Annotated in this window: 10 protein-coding genes; 4 read left to right on the forward strand and 6 right to left on the reverse strand. The window is 73.3% G+C overall.

The window, feature by feature from the left end:
* Positions 1 to 21: 21 nt before the first annotated feature.
* On the reverse strand, positions 22 to 1449 hold the full coding sequence (locus tag ACQ5SO_RS06305) for an alanine/glycine:cation symporter family protein (protein ID WP_430940736.1): 1428 nt from the start codon (positions 1447 to 1449) through the stop codon (positions 22 to 24).
* Between the two features lie 695 nt (positions 1450 to 2144).
* On the opposite strand from ACQ5SO_RS06305, the gene ACQ5SO_RS06310 reads away from it, so the two are divergent.
* Entirely contained in the window at positions 2145 to 2456 is a 312-nt protein-coding gene (locus ACQ5SO_RS06310) for a hypothetical protein (protein ID WP_430940737.1), read from the forward strand.
* Positions 2457 to 2671: 215 nt separating this feature from the next.
* On the forward strand, positions 2672 to 3283 hold the full coding sequence (locus ACQ5SO_RS06315) for a MarC family protein (RefSeq protein WP_430940787.1): 612 nt from the start codon (positions 2672 to 2674) through the stop codon (positions 3281 to 3283).
* A gap of 227 nt (positions 3284 to 3510) precedes the next feature.
* On the opposite strand, the gene ACQ5SO_RS06320 is transcribed toward ACQ5SO_RS06315, so the two are convergent.
* Positions 3511 to 6813 (reverse strand): carboxyl transferase domain-containing protein, encoded by a 3303-nt coding sequence (locus ACQ5SO_RS06320; RefSeq protein ID WP_430940738.1) that lies wholly within the window; start codon positions 6811 to 6813, stop codon positions 3511 to 3513.
* Between the two features lie 294 nt (positions 6814 to 7107).
* On the opposite strand from ACQ5SO_RS06320, the gene ACQ5SO_RS06325 reads away from it, so the two are divergent.
* Positions 7108 to 7557 carry a DUF302 domain-containing protein gene (locus ACQ5SO_RS06325; protein WP_430940739.1) on the forward strand — a complete coding sequence of 150 codons (450 nt, stop codon included), beginning with the start codon at positions 7108 to 7110 and terminating at the stop codon, positions 7555 to 7557.
* An 81-nt stretch (positions 7558 to 7638) separates the two neighbouring features.
* Here the strand turns inward: ACQ5SO_RS06325 and ACQ5SO_RS06330 are convergent, their stop codons facing one another.
* The 4 genes from ACQ5SO_RS06330 to ACQ5SO_RS06345 form a co-directional block, all read right to left on the reverse strand.
* On the reverse strand, positions 7639 to 8385 hold the full coding sequence (locus tag ACQ5SO_RS06330; protein ID WP_430940740.1) for a YebC/PmpR family DNA-binding transcriptional regulator: 747 nt from the start codon (positions 8383 to 8385) through the stop codon (positions 7639 to 7641).
* 95 nt (positions 8386 to 8480) lie between these two features.
* A complete protein-coding gene (locus ACQ5SO_RS06335; RefSeq protein WP_430940741.1) occupies positions 8481 to 8813 on the reverse strand; it encodes a hypothetical protein in 333 nt (110 codons plus the stop codon).
* Entirely contained in the window at positions 8813 to 9580 is a 768-nt protein-coding gene (locus ACQ5SO_RS06340; protein ID WP_430940742.1) for a hypothetical protein, read from the reverse strand. The genes ACQ5SO_RS06335 and ACQ5SO_RS06340 overlap by 1 nt, the downstream gene beginning before the upstream one ends.
* A 176-nt stretch (positions 9581 to 9756) precedes the next feature.
* Positions 9757 to 11559, reverse strand: a complete 1803-nt coding sequence (locus tag ACQ5SO_RS06345) for an SLC13 family permease (protein WP_430940743.1) — start codon at positions 11557 to 11559, stop codon at positions 9757 to 9759.
* Positions 11560 to 11885: 326 nt separating this feature from the next.
* Here ACQ5SO_RS06345 and ACQ5SO_RS06350 point away from each other — a divergent pair, with 326 nt between their 5' ends.
* Positions 11886 to 12719, forward strand: a complete 834-nt coding sequence (locus ACQ5SO_RS06350; protein WP_430940744.1) for a TIGR00282 family metallophosphoesterase — start codon at positions 11886 to 11888, stop codon at positions 12717 to 12719.
* The last annotated feature ends 2 nt before the right edge of the window (positions 12720 to 12721 follow it).

Consider the following 12721-nt stretch of genomic DNA (forward strand, 5'->3'; position numbering starts at 1 on the left):
TTTTCCGCGTCGCGCGCCGCCTTACTTCGGCGCGTCCGGCCAGGCCGTCGGATCGGTGTCGAGATCCGGGAACGCCGCCGGATCGAAGACCGGCTTCTTCACGCCCGCCGCCAGTTGGCCGCGGAAATCGTCGATCACCCGCAGCGCCGTCGGGAACAGCATCATCAGCGCCAGCAGGTTCACCACCGCCAGGATGCCCATCATCGGGTCCGAGAAGCTGAACACCGCCGTCGCCCCCGGCGCCGTCGCCCCCAGGAACACGATCCCCACGATCGCCAGCCGCAAGACATGCAGCGCCATCGGGTTGCCGGTCATGAAGGTCAGCGCGTTCTCGCCCAGGTAGTAGTTGTACATGATCGACGAGAAGCTGAAGAGCAGGATGGCCACGGTCAGGTAATACTGCACCCATTCCCCAAGATGCCCCACCAGCGACTGCTGCGTCAGCGCCACGCCGTCCACGCCCTCGGCCCCGGCCACGTAGACGTCGCCCAGCAGGATCATGAAGGCCGTGCACGAACAGATCAGCATCGTGTCGATGAAGACCGAGAAACTCTGGGTGATGCCCTGGCTCACCGGGTGCTTCACGTAAGCCGTCGCCGCCACGTTGGGGGCCGAGCCCAGCCCCGCCTCGTTCGAGAAGAGGCCGCGCCGCAGGCCCTGCGCGATGGCCGCGCCCATGCCGCCGCCGACGGCCTGCTCGAACCCGAAGGCGTTGGCCACGATGTCGTAGATCACCCCCGGCAGCGAGGTGATGTTGATCAGGATGATCACCACCGCCAGCGCGATGTACATGAAGGCCATCACCGGGATGATCACGTCCGCCGCCTTGGCGATGCGGTGGATGCCGCCATAGACGATCACGCCGGTCAGAATGGCGAGGGCGATCCCGGTCCAGAGCCGCGGGATCTCCATCGAATCCAGCGCCGCGCCCGCCACCGTGTTGCCCTGGAAAGCGTTGAACCCGATGGCGAAGGACGCGATCAGGCACACCGCGTAGGTGATGGCGAGCCAGCGGTATTTCTCGCCCAGCCCGTGGATGATCGACCGCGCCGGGCCGCCGCGATAGTCGCCGTTCTCCTCGGTGCGCTTGTAAAGCTGCGCCAGCGTCGCCTCGATCAGCGCCGAGCACATGCCCACGAGGGCGATGGCCCACATCCAGAACACCGCGCCGGGCCCGCCGGCGGTGATCGCCACCGCGACGCCCGCGATGTTGCCGCCGCCCACGCGCCCGCCGACCGAGACGAACAGCGCCTCGCGCGCGCTGATCTTGGTCGGATCGTTGCTCTCGTCATCGCCCGTCAGGACGCTGAACATGCGCTTGAAGAAGCGCAGCTGGATGAAGCCCGAGGCGACGGTGAAAAACACGCCGAGCACGACCAGGAAGGGCACCAGCGCCCAGCCCCATGTCAGGTCGTTGATGACGCTGAATATCGAGTCGAGAAATCCCATGCTTGCGCTCCGGTTGTCGAACTTGGGGAAAAAGGGGAAGATACGCCACGCAGAAGAGAAAATGTTAACAGTGCGAAATAAATTAGCACTCGAACATTTCTGCAGCGGGACGCGGCAAGTTTCGCTGCGCTGCAACACGCGCACGCGGCGCGCGAGCGCGCACGCGAAGGGCGGCCGGGCCGGTTGCGCCCGGGCGTCGACGAGGCGCCTTGCGCCGGGAGGCGTTGCGCCGGGAGGCGTTGCGCCGGGAGGCGTTGCGCCGGGACGGCGCCGGGGCGCGTTGCGCTGGATCAAGGCGCGGCGCGCGGCGCGGGTGTAAAAAAGACGCCCCCGCCGCGCGGCGGCCCTGCGTAACCCGGTCGCCTTGCCCCGCCCCGCGCCGCGGCGCAGGGAAGGCGCCGACCGCCTCGCGGCCGACCGCCCCCCCGCATCCCGGGGCGGCCCGTCCCGGATGCGTCCATCCCCGGGGCGTCCCGCTCCCCGCGCGCCCCGCCGGGCGTGAGGCACCGCCGCGCGCCCCGCGGGGCGCGATGCTCCCCGCGCGCCCCGCCGGGCGTGATGCACCGCTGCGCGCCCATCAGGGCGCGACGCCCCCGCCCCCGCGCGGGACCAGACATCGCCGCGCCCCGCGCGCGGCCCGACGATCCACCGCCGCCGCCCCGCGCGCCGCGCGGTCCAAGGCCCCGGAGACGCCCATGCCCGCCTCTCACCTCCCCCCCTCCGGCTACGGCCACGCGCCCGAACACGCCGCCGACATGCCCGGTTGGGGCGCGATCATCTCGGGCCTGATGCCCGACCTGCATTGCCGCCGCTGCGACTCCCCGCGCTGGGAGCTCGCGCACCCGGACGAGCCGGACGTGATCGTGGGCCTGACCTATCACCGCCTGCCGCAGATGCAGCCCGAGGGCTTCACCGACTGCGTGCCGCTGATCTGCGCGCAATGCGGCGGGGTGGAGCTGTTCTCGAAGGATCACCTGCTGCGCTGGTGGCGATCGCGCCAGAGCTGAGCGGCGCCCCGCGCCCCCTCAGCCCCGCGCCCCCTCCGCGGACGCCCGCCCTGCACGGCCCTGCCGGGTCCCCGCCGCACGCGCCACCCGCACGCCCTCCGCCGCCCGCCGGGACCGGCCCCGCCGCCGGACGCCGCGCCCGGCGCGCCGCAGGATGCGCCCCCGCCTCGCCCGCCGACCGTCGCCCGCCGCCCGGAGAGTTCCCCTTGGAAGACATGCTGCGCCGCGCGCTCTCGCTCTGGGTCGTGGTCGACCCGCTCGGCACGCTCCCGGTCATGATCGCCGTCAGCGCGGGGCTCGGCGCCGCCGCCGCCCGCCGCCTCGCCCTGCGCGCCGCGCTCACCGCCTTCGCGGTGCTCGCGGGCTTCATGCTGCTGGGCCGCACCGTGCTGGCCGCGCTCGAAATCCCGCTCCACGCCTTCCAGATCGCGGGCGGGCTGGTGCTGCTGCTCTTCGCGCTGGAGCTGATCTTCGCCGACCCCAAGCACGAACGCGACCTCGCCGCCCATCAAAGCCCGGCCGAGGCGGCGGTGTTCCCGCTGGCGATCCCGTCGCTGGCCTCGCCCGGCGCGATGCTGACCGCCACCCTGACGGCCGAGGAGGTCGGCGCGGGCTGGGGCGGCAAGCTGCTGGGGCTGGGGCTGCTGGGGGCGGTGATGCTCTCGGCGCTGCTGATCCTGCTCGCCGCCGCGCCGCTGCACCGAAGGATCGGGGATGCAGGCTCGGCGCTGATCTCCCGCGTCATGGGGATGATCCTCGCCGCCGTCGCGGTCACGGAAATGCTGCGCGGCTTCGCCGCCGTCGGCTGGGCGATCCCGGCCGCCTGAGCCGCGCGCGGCCGGGGCGAGGCCAGGGGGAACGCGCCCCCGGCGCGGGGCGGGCGGGCCGATGCGGACCGCAGGGCCGCGAGGTCCGGCAGCCGCGCGCCGCCGCCATCCCGCGCGCCGCCCGAGCCGCGCGCGACGCACGTTGCGGGAGGGGGGGGGGGGGGGGGGGGGGGGGGGGGGGGGGGGGGGGGGGGGGCCCTCCCCCCCCCCCCCCCCCCGCCCCCCCCTCACCAGGTGTCGATGAAGGGCCGCCGCCCGCGCACCGGCCCCGCGGGCCGCCCCGCCGCCCGGTCCGCCCCGGCGATCCAACCGCGGGTCTCGGCCGGGTCGATCACCGCGTCGATCTCCAGCACCCGGCCCAGCTGCACCGCCTTGCCGTTCTCATAGAGCTTGCCCAGCAGGTCCTGGAACAGCGCCTCGCGCGCCGCGTCGTCCGGCTGCGCGGCGAGTTCCTTCCTGAAGCCCAGCCGCACCGCGCCCTCGAGCCCCATGCCGCCGAACTCCCCCGTCGGCCAGGACACGGTCGAAAAACTTTCGTGGAAGCCGCCCCCCACCATCGCCATCGCGCCAAGCCCATAGCCCTTGCGCAGCACCACGCCGAACACCGGCACCGAGAGGGACGCCGCGGTGACGAACATCCGGCAGACGTGCCGGACGAGGCCCGTCTTCTCCGCCTCCGGCCCCACCATGAAGCCCGGCGTGTCGCAGAGCGAGACGATGGGCAGGCCGAACGCGTCGCACAGCTGCATGAACCGCGCCGCCTTGTCCGCCGCGGGCCCGTCGATGGCGCCGCCGAGATGGCGCGAGTTGTTGGCGATCAGCCCATAGGGCCGCCCCTCGATCCGAACCAGCGCGGTGATCATGCCAAGGCCGAACTCCGCCCGCAGCTCCAGCACCGAATCCCGGTCGGCCAGCACCTCTATCGTCTCGCGCACGTCGTGGGAGCGCAGGCGGTTCTCGGGCACCGTGAAGCGCAGGGCGCGCTGGTCGGCCTCCTCCCACTCCGGCAGGGCGCCCTGGAAGTAGGACAGATACTTCTTGGCGGCGGCGCAGGCCTCGGCCTCGTCCTTCACGCGGATATCGACGACGCCGTTCGGGGACTGCACGTCGATGGGCCCGACCTCCTCGGGGCGGTAGACGCCAAGCCCGCCGCCCTCGATCATCGCGGGGCCCGCCATGCCGATATTGGCGCTCTCATCCGCGATGATCACGTCGCAGCAGCCCAGCAGCGCCGCGTTCCCCGCGAAGCAGCGCCCCGAGACGACCCCCACCAGCGGCGCCTGCCCCGAGAGGCGCGCGAACTGCGCGAAGGTGGTGCAGTCGAGCCCCGCGCGATGCGCCTGGTCCACATCCCCGGGCCGCCCGCCGCCGCCCTCGGCCAGCAGCACCACCGGCAGGTTCCACTTGCCCGCCAGCTGGAACAGCCGGTCCTGCTTGCCGTGGTTGCGCATCCCCTGGGTGCCGGCGAGCACCATGTAGTCATAGACCGCGAAGGCGCAGCGGGCGGCGTCCTCGCCGAACAGGTCCGCGTTGACGGCGCCCACCCCGGTCACCACACCGTCGCCCGAGGTGTTGGCGATCAGGTCGGCCAGCGTCCGCCGCCCCTCCTGCGCCGCGGTGGCGAGGGCGCCGTATTCGCGGAAGCTCCCCTCGTCGCAGATCGAGCCAAGGTTTTCGCGCGCCGTCCGGTGTCCGCGGGCGTGGCGCTTCGCAACCGCCTCGGGGCGGTTTTCGTCCTGCCCCGCGGCGAGCCGCTCGCGCAGCTCTGCCAGTTCCGGGCGGATGCGGGAGAGGTCGAGCGCCTCTTCCGACATCTGCGCGCCCTCCCCGGCCTCGGCGGGTTCGATCACGATCACCGCCGCGCCCTCGGCCAGCGTCGCGCCGGGGGCCGCGCGGACCTCGCGCACGATGCCGGAGACGGGGGCGGAGAGGACATGCTCCATCTTCATCGCCTCGAGGACGGCGACCTCCTGCCCCGCCTGCACCGCGTCCCCCTCGGCGGCCGAGAGGACGGAGACGGTGGCCTGCATCGGCGCGCGCAGGGCGGTCAGCCCCTCGGGGACCGCGTCCTCGGCCGGGGTCTTCGCCGCCGTCGCGGCGCCCGGGAAGGCGGGGGCCGAAAGGGAGGCGGCGGCGTCGTGCAGCGCGGCGGCCTCGGCGGCCATGAAGCCGGTGGTGACGGCGTAATCGGGCAGCGCCGGATGCGCGGCCAGCGCGCGCAGGGCGGGAAGGTTGGTGGCGACGCCCTCCACCCGGAACTCGGCCAGCGCCCGCGACAGGCGGCGCAGCGCAGGGGCGAGCCCGCCGGGCGCGTGGGCGATCACCTTGGCCAGCAGCGGGTCGTAGAGAGTCGAGGCGGTGTAGCCGGCCCAGGCGAACCCGTCGGTGCGGATGCCGGCGCCGGTGGGCGCCTCATAGGCCGCAAGGGTCCCCGAGGCGGGGCGCGGGGCGCCGTCGGGGCCGAGTTCCTCGAGGTTCACCCGCGCCTGGATCGCGGCGCCGCGGGGGACGAGCGCCTCCTGCGCCAGGCCGAGACCCTCCAGCGTCGCCCCGGCGCAGACCTGCATCTGCAGCGCCACGAGGTCGAGGCCGTAGACCTCTTCCGTCACCGTGTGCTCGACCTGGATGCGCGGGTTCGCCTCGATGAAGAACAGGCGCGCGTCCTCGGGGGCATCGAGGTCCATGAGGAATTCGAAGGTGGCGAGGCCGCGATAGGCTTCGACCCGGGCCATCTCCAGCGCCCAGGCGGCAAGGCGCGCGCGGTCGGCATCCGACAGGTTCGGGGCGGGGGCGATCTCCAGCACCTTCTGGTTGCGGCGCTGGAGGGTGCAGTCCCGCTCCCCGAGATGGATCGCGGCGCCGGTCCCGTCGCCGAGGACCTGCACTTCGATATGGCGGGCGCGCGCGATCATGCGTTCGGCATAGAGGGCGCCGTCCCCGAAGGCGGCCTCGGCCTCGCGCGCGGCGGCGGCGGCGGCGGGGGGGATTTCGGCGGGGTCGGTGACGGCGCGCATCCCGCGGCCGCCGCCCCCGTGGACGGCCTTGATCATCAGGGCGGCGCCGGGCGGGAGCTCGGCGAAGAAGCGGGTCATCTCTTCGGGCGAGGCGCCGCCGGGCAGGCCCGGCAGGCAGGGGACGCCGAGCTGCGCGGCGAGCGCCCGGGCGCGGCCCTTGTCGCCGAAGAGGGCGAGGGCGGCCGAGGAGGGGCCGATGAAGGCGAGGCCCGCGTCCTCCACCGCCGCGGCGAAGCGCGCGTTCTCGGCGAGGAACCCGTAGCCGGGATGGATCGCGGCGCAGCCCTCGGCCCTGGCGGCGGCGATGACCTGCGCGGCGTCGAGATAGGCGCGGGCGCCGGTTCCGGGGATCTCCACCGCCTTGTCCGCGCGCAGCACGTGCAGGCTGCCCGCATCGTCGGCGGGGTGGATGGCGACCGTCTCGACCCCGAGCTCCGCGCAGGTGCGGGCGATGCGGCAGGCGATCTCGCCCCGGTTGGCGATGAGGACGCGGGCGAACGGCGGCGATGCGGTCATGGAAACTCTCGGGTCGTGAATGCGGCGTGGGGGCGGAGCGTGGCCGATGGAACGCAGTTCCGCAAGATGCGTGAGGGGGAGAGCGCCCCGCCTCGGGGGGCGCAGGGCCCCCGCTCGGCGGCGCGCGCCGCGCCGGGCGGACGCGGGCGCGTGCGGCGGGGGCGGCGCGGGCGCGGCAGGGGCGACGTTGCGCGGCGGGGGCGCCTCACGCCCGGCGCTTCGGCTTGTGAGATGTGCGGAGCGCGGGGCGGCGCCATGCTGCGCGGCGCGCCCCCCTGCCCCGGAGACCTCGCCATGCGCCGCCTGATCCTCGCCGCCGCCCTGCTCCTCCCCCTCTCCGCCCAGGCGCAGCCCGCGGGGTGGCGCAGCCATGACAGCGCCAAGGGATACGCCGCGCTGCTGGCCGACCTGAAGGCCGCGGTGCGGGCCGAGGGGATGGGCCTGGTGACCGAGGCCGGCCCCACCGGCGCCGCCGCCGCGCGCGGCATCACCATCCCCGGCAACCGCGTGGTCGGCGTGTTCCGCAACGACTTCGCCGTGCGCGCGCTGGCGGCCTCGGAAGCGGCGATGATCGAGGCGCCGATCCGCTTCTACGTGACCGAACGGGCGCAGGGCGCACGGCTGAGCTGGAAGGCGCCCTCGGCGGTGTTCGCGCCCTATGACGGGGGCGCGGAACTGGACGCGGTGGGGCGAGAGCTGGACGCGCTGTTCGACGCCATCGCCCGGCGGGCGCTGGCGGAGTGAGCCGCCCCCGCCCGGCGCAACGAAAAACCCCCGGGGCGCCTGCCCCGGGGGTTTTTCGTCCTGGTCCGTGCGGCGCCGAAATCAGGCGTCGAGTTCGGCCATGATCTCGTCCGTCACGTCGAAATTGGCCGTGACACTTTGCACGTCGTCATCATCTTCCAGCGCCGCGATCAGCTTGAACAGCGTGCGCGCGGCGTCGAGGTCCACCGGCGTGTCGGTCTGCGGCTTCCACACCAGCTTGGTGGACTCCGCCTCGCCCAGCGCCTCTTCGAGACCGTTCGAGACCTCGGCCAGGTCGGTGGCCTCGGTCCAGATCACGTGGCCCTCTTCCGAGGACTCCACGTCCTCGGCGCCCGCCTCGATGGCCGCTTCCATCACCGCGTCGTCGTCGCCCGCGGCCGCCGGGTACAGGATCTGCCCCTTGCGGTCGAACATGAAGGACACCGACCCGGTTTCCCCGAGGTTGCCGCCGTTCTTGCCGAAGATCGAGCGGACGTTGGAGGCGGTGCGGTTGCGGTTGTCGGTCAGCGCCTCGACGATCACCGCCACGCCGCCGGGGCCGTAGCCCTCGTAGCGGATCTCGACGTAATCATCGCCCTCGCCCGCCTGGGACTTGTTGATCGCGCGGGTGATCACGTCCTTGGGGACCGAGTTGGCCTTCGCCTCCTTCACCGCGAGGCGCAGGCGCGGGTTCTTGTCAGGGTCCGGGTCGCCCATCTTGGCGGCCACGGTGATCTCTTTCGCGAGCTTCGAGAAGAGCTTGGAACGGGCCGCATCCTGGCGTCCCTTGCGGTGCTGGATGTTCGCCCACTTGGAATGGCCGGCCATGTCGTCCCCCGAAGGTTGGTGAAGGTCTGGAATCGCGCGCGGTTATAGGCCCTCGGGGCGCCCCGAGGCAAGCGGGCGCGCGCGGCCCCGCCGCGTCAGAGCGCCATGAAGGCCGCCGCCGCCGCCCCGGCCGAGAACAGCATCACCAGCCGCAGCCGCCCCTCGCGCGCGATCATCGGCGCGCAGACCGGGTCGGCCAGGATCGCGTCCGGCAGCGGCAGCCCGCCCGCGAGCGACTTCTGAAGCTCCGACGTCACCGCCAGCCGCCGCCCGCCCTTGCGCGACCGCTGGCGCAGGATCTCGTGCTCCTCGGGGTGGCGCGTCTCGATGGCCGAGGCCAGGCGGCGCACCAGGATCCCCCAGACGAGGAGCGCCCCGAGCAGCACGAGGCAGGCGCCGAGGAACACGGCCTGGATCAGCGTCGCCATCACAGCGCGGCGACGCCCGCGCGGGCGCCCAGCTTCTCGCACAGGGCGGCATAGGCGTCCTCGACCTCCGCGGGGGCGGGCGTCGCCTCGGCCTTCGCGGGGGCCTGGATCCTGCCCGACTTGATGTTGTCGCTGCCGTCGCCCACGCCCCAGCGGCCGGTGCGGCTCGAGACCGCGTAATCGCTCGAGAGCGGGGTCTTCAGGCCGAAATGGTCGGTCAGCGCGGCCAGCGTGCCGTCCGCATCCGCCACCAGCCGGTCATAGGAGATCGCGGCCACGGGCACCTCCCCGGGCAGCGCGTCCGCGATGGCCGAAAGCTGGGCGTAGCGTTCCAGCAGCAGGGCGGGGATGTCCGTCTCCACCCCCGGGGCCTTGTCGGCGAACATCTTCGCGAGGCTGCGGATGTTCCCGGCCGGGGCGCGCAGGATGTAGAGCGGGCGGAAATCGGCCCGCGCCATCGCCAGCGCCGGGTCGGTCAGGTGCCGGTGGTGCAGCACCTTGTCGAGCAGGAACCTGTCGCCCCAGTCGAGCCGCCCGGTCAGCCGCAGCGCGCCGTAGCGCAGCCGCCCGATCGGGTCCGGGCCGCCGTAATTCACGTGCGACTCGCCGAAGCCCACGATCTGCGGGTTGTTCAGCAGAAGCTCGGTCAGCAGGGTCGAGCCCGAGCGCATGATGCCGAGCAGGCAGATCAGCTTCGGGCGTCCCAGCAGCGGCGAGGCGACGGCCGAGAACAGGGGCTGGGCGATCCGGTGCGCCGGATGCGTCATGTCGTGGCCTCCTGCCAGGCGCCGGGAAATGCGGCCGGGATGCGGGGGGGGAAAGCGCGCCCGCTTGAATGGCCGGGCGCGGGGGCGAAGCTAGGCCGCGCCGCGCGGCCCGAGAAAGGCGGCGCAACGTCGCGCAGAAGAGGGCGGGGGGGGGCGCGCCGCCCGCCCCCGCCGGGTCACATCGGCCAGAGGAACGGGATCAGCAGGCTGGCGATGATGCCGATGGACAGGTTCAGCGGCAGGCCGATCTTCACGAAATCGGTGAACTTGTAGCCCCCCGGCGCATAGACCAACGTGTTGGTCTGGTACCCGATGGGCGTCGCGAAACTGGCAGATGCGGCGATCATCACCGCCACCACGAAGGGCCTGGCGTCGACGCCCAGCGCCTCGGCCAGGGCGATGGCCACCGGGGTCATCACCACCGCCACCGCGTTGTTCGACACCAGCTCCGTCAGCACCGAGGTCATCAGGTAGACGCACCAGATCGCGATGGGCAGCGGCGCGGCGGCGAGGTAGGGGGCCAGCCCCTCGGCGATCAGCGCCACCGCCCCCGTCGCCTGCAGGGCCGCGCCGATGGCGAGCATGGCGAAGATCAGCGCCAGCAGGCGGCCCTCGACCACCTCGGCCGCCTCGTCCGCGTCGATGCAGCGGGTGAAGAGCACCACCGCGACGCCCATCACCGCCGCCCCCGCGATCGGCACCAGCCCGACCGCCGACAGCGCCACCACCCCGAAGAGCGTCGCGAGCACGATCCAGGCGCGGTCGCGCCGATAGGGACGCTCGGTCGGCTGGGCGATGTCGACGAGGCCCACGTCTTCGGCGAGGCGCTTGATGTCCTCGGGGTCGCCTTCGAGCAGCAGCGTATCGCCGACCCGCACGAACACGTCGTCGAGCTGCCGCCCCGCGTTCTGCCCGCGCCGGTGGACGGCCAGCGGATAGACGCCGTAGCGGCGGCGCAGGCGCAGCTGGCCCAGCGTGCGGCCGATCAGGCGGCAGCCCGGGCCGATCAGCGCCTCGACGGTCACCGTCTTGCGCTCCGACAGCTTGTCGACCATCGCCAGCGCCCGGCTGTCGCGCAGGCCGAGAAGCTCGTTCACCCCGGTGCGCAGCACCACCCGGTCGCCCGCGGCGAGAACCACCGAGCGCAGGTCGCGGCGCAGCGATTCATCCCCGCGCAGCACGTCGATCACCCGCATCCGGTCGCGCTTGAACAGGTCGACCTTCAGCACCTCCTGGCCGATGACCGGGCTCTCGGGCGGCACCGCGACCTCGGTGAAGAAGCTCAGCTTCTTGCGGTCGGTCAGGAAGTCGGTCATCGACTCGCGCGCCGGCAGAAGCCGCGGGGCGGCGAAGCGCAGGTACACGAGGCCGAAGGCGGCCAGCACGATCCCGAGCGGGGTGACCTCGAACAGGCTGAACGGCTCCATCCCGTGGGTGCGCGCGACGCCGTCCACCAGCAGGTTGGTCGAGGTGCCGATCAGCGTGCAGGTGCCCCCGAGGATGGCGGCGTAGCTCAGCGGGATCAGCAGCTGGCTGGCGGTGGAGCGCAGCGCGCCCGCCAGCCGCGCGGCGACGGGGATCAGCACCACCACCACCGGCGTGTTGTTCATGAAGGCCGAGGCGAGGATGGTGAAGGCCGCGAAGGCCGCCAGCGTGCGCGCCGGGCGCTGGGTCGCCATGGCGGCGGCATAGCGTGTGAACGCCTCGAGCGCGCCGGTGCGCACCAGCGCCCCGGACAGCACGAACATCGCCCCGATGGTGATCGGCGCGGGCGAGGAGAAGGCCGCCATCATGTCGTCGGGCGACAGCGCGCCGAGCGCGAGCAGCGCGGCGACGCCGCCAAGGGCGACGACCTCGGTCGGGTAGGCCTCGGCCACGAACAGCGCGAACATGCCCGCCACGACGGCGAGGCAGATCAGGGCGGGCCCGTTGGCTGCGAAGAAAGCGGCGAGCTCTGCGATCACGCGGATCCTCGTCATGGCGGCGCGGCTCTGCGGCGCCGGAAAATGCATCCGGCGCGAAGGCGCGCTCGGACGGTCAGCATGCCGCCCCCCGCCCCCGCAGGCAAGGCGCCAGACGCCGCGGCCCCGGGGCGCAAGGGGCGCCCATTCGGAGGAGACGGGGCGCGCGCCGGGGCCGGGGGCCGGAGGGGGGGGAGGGCGGGCGGAGGGCGGCGACAGAGGGGAAGCCTCCGGCAGGAGGCGGGGCGGGCGGGGCGCCGGCGCCCGCAGGGCGGCCCCCTCCCCGCGCCGCCGGTGCGCCTCCCCTTGCCCTCGCCCCCGCGCGGCGCTAACAGCTTTCCCCCATGAAACTCCTGTTCCTTGGCGACGTCATGGGTCGCGCGGGCCGCACCGCGGTCATCGACGCCCTGCCCCGCATGCGCGCGGCATGGGCCCTCGATTTCATCGTCGTCAACGCCGAGAACTCGGCCTCCGGCATGGGCATGACCGCCCGCATCGGCGAGGAGATCTTCGCCGCCGGCGCCGACGTGATCACCCTCGGCGACCACGCCTTCGACCAGCGCGAGATGCTCCAGCATATCGGCTCCGAGCCGCGGATCATCCGCCCCCTCAACTTCTCGAAGGCCGCCCCCGGCGGCGGCGCGCGCCTGTTCGAGGCGACCCGCGGGCGCAAGGTCCTCGTCGCCCAGGCGCTGGGGCGCACCTTCATGTCCCGCCCCTATGACGACCCGTTCAGCGCCCTCGACCAGGCGCTGAAGACCGCCCCCATGGGCGGCGCCGCCGACGCCGTGATCGTCGACATGCACGCCGAAGCCACGTCCGAGAAGATGGCCATGGGCAAGTTCCTCGACGGGCGCGTGTCGCTCGTCGTCGGCACCCACACCCACGTCCCCACCTCGGACGCGATGATCCTGCCCAAGGGGACCGGCTACCTCACCGATGCGGGCATGTGCGGCGACTATGACAGCGTCATCGGCATGCAGGCGGAAGAGCCGATGCGCCGCTTCCTGACCGGCATGGCCAAGGGCCGGTTCGAACCGGCGCAGGGCCCGGCCACCGTCTCGGGCGTCTATATCGAGACCGACGACTCGCCCGCCAACAAGGGCAAGGCCACCCGCATCGTCCCGGTGCGCATCGGCGGGCGCCTGCAGGAACAGGGCCCCGCGCCGCTGGACTGACG

This window comes from Rhodovulum sp. DZ06 (assembly GCF_050586345.1).
GTDB lineage: Bacteria > Pseudomonadota > Alphaproteobacteria > Rhodobacterales > Rhodobacteraceae > JBOCEF01.

Excerpts from the sequence above, each read along its gene's own strand:
- ACQ5SO_RS06305 (WP_430940736.1), bottom strand. The coding sequence starts at position 1,449 with ATGGGATTTCTCGACTCGATATTCAGCGTCATCAACGACCTGACATGG.
- ACQ5SO_RS06310 (WP_430940737.1), top strand. The coding sequence starts at position 2,145 with ATGCCCGCCTCTCACCTCCCCCCCTCCGGCTACGGCCACGCGCCCGAA.
- ACQ5SO_RS06315 (WP_430940787.1), top strand. The coding sequence starts at position 2,672 with ATGCTGCGCCGCGCGCTCTCGCTCTGGGTCGTGGTCGACCCGCTCGGC.
- ACQ5SO_RS06320 (WP_430940738.1), bottom strand. The coding sequence starts at position 6,813 with ATGACCGCATCGCCGCCGTTCGCCCGCGTCCTCATCGCCAACCGGGGC.
- ACQ5SO_RS06325 (WP_430940739.1), top strand. The coding sequence starts at position 7,108 with ATGCGCCGCCTGATCCTCGCCGCCGCCCTGCTCCTCCCCCTCTCCGCC.
- ACQ5SO_RS06330 (WP_430940740.1), bottom strand. The coding sequence starts at position 8,385 with ATGGCCGGCCATTCCAAGTGGGCGAACATCCAGCACCGCAAGGGACGC.
- ACQ5SO_RS06335 (WP_430940741.1), bottom strand. The coding sequence starts at position 8,813 with ATGGCGACGCTGATCCAGGCCGTGTTCCTCGGCGCCTGCCTCGTGCTG.
- ACQ5SO_RS06340 (WP_430940742.1), bottom strand. The coding sequence starts at position 9,580 with ATGACGCATCCGGCGCACCGGATCGCCCAGCCCCTGTTCTCGGCCGTC.
- ACQ5SO_RS06345 (WP_430940743.1), bottom strand. The coding sequence starts at position 11,559 with ATGACGAGGATCCGCGTGATCGCAGAGCTCGCCGCTTTCTTCGCAGCC.
- ACQ5SO_RS06350 (WP_430940744.1), top strand. The coding sequence starts at position 11,886 with ATGAAACTCCTGTTCCTTGGCGACGTCATGGGTCGCGCGGGCCGCACC.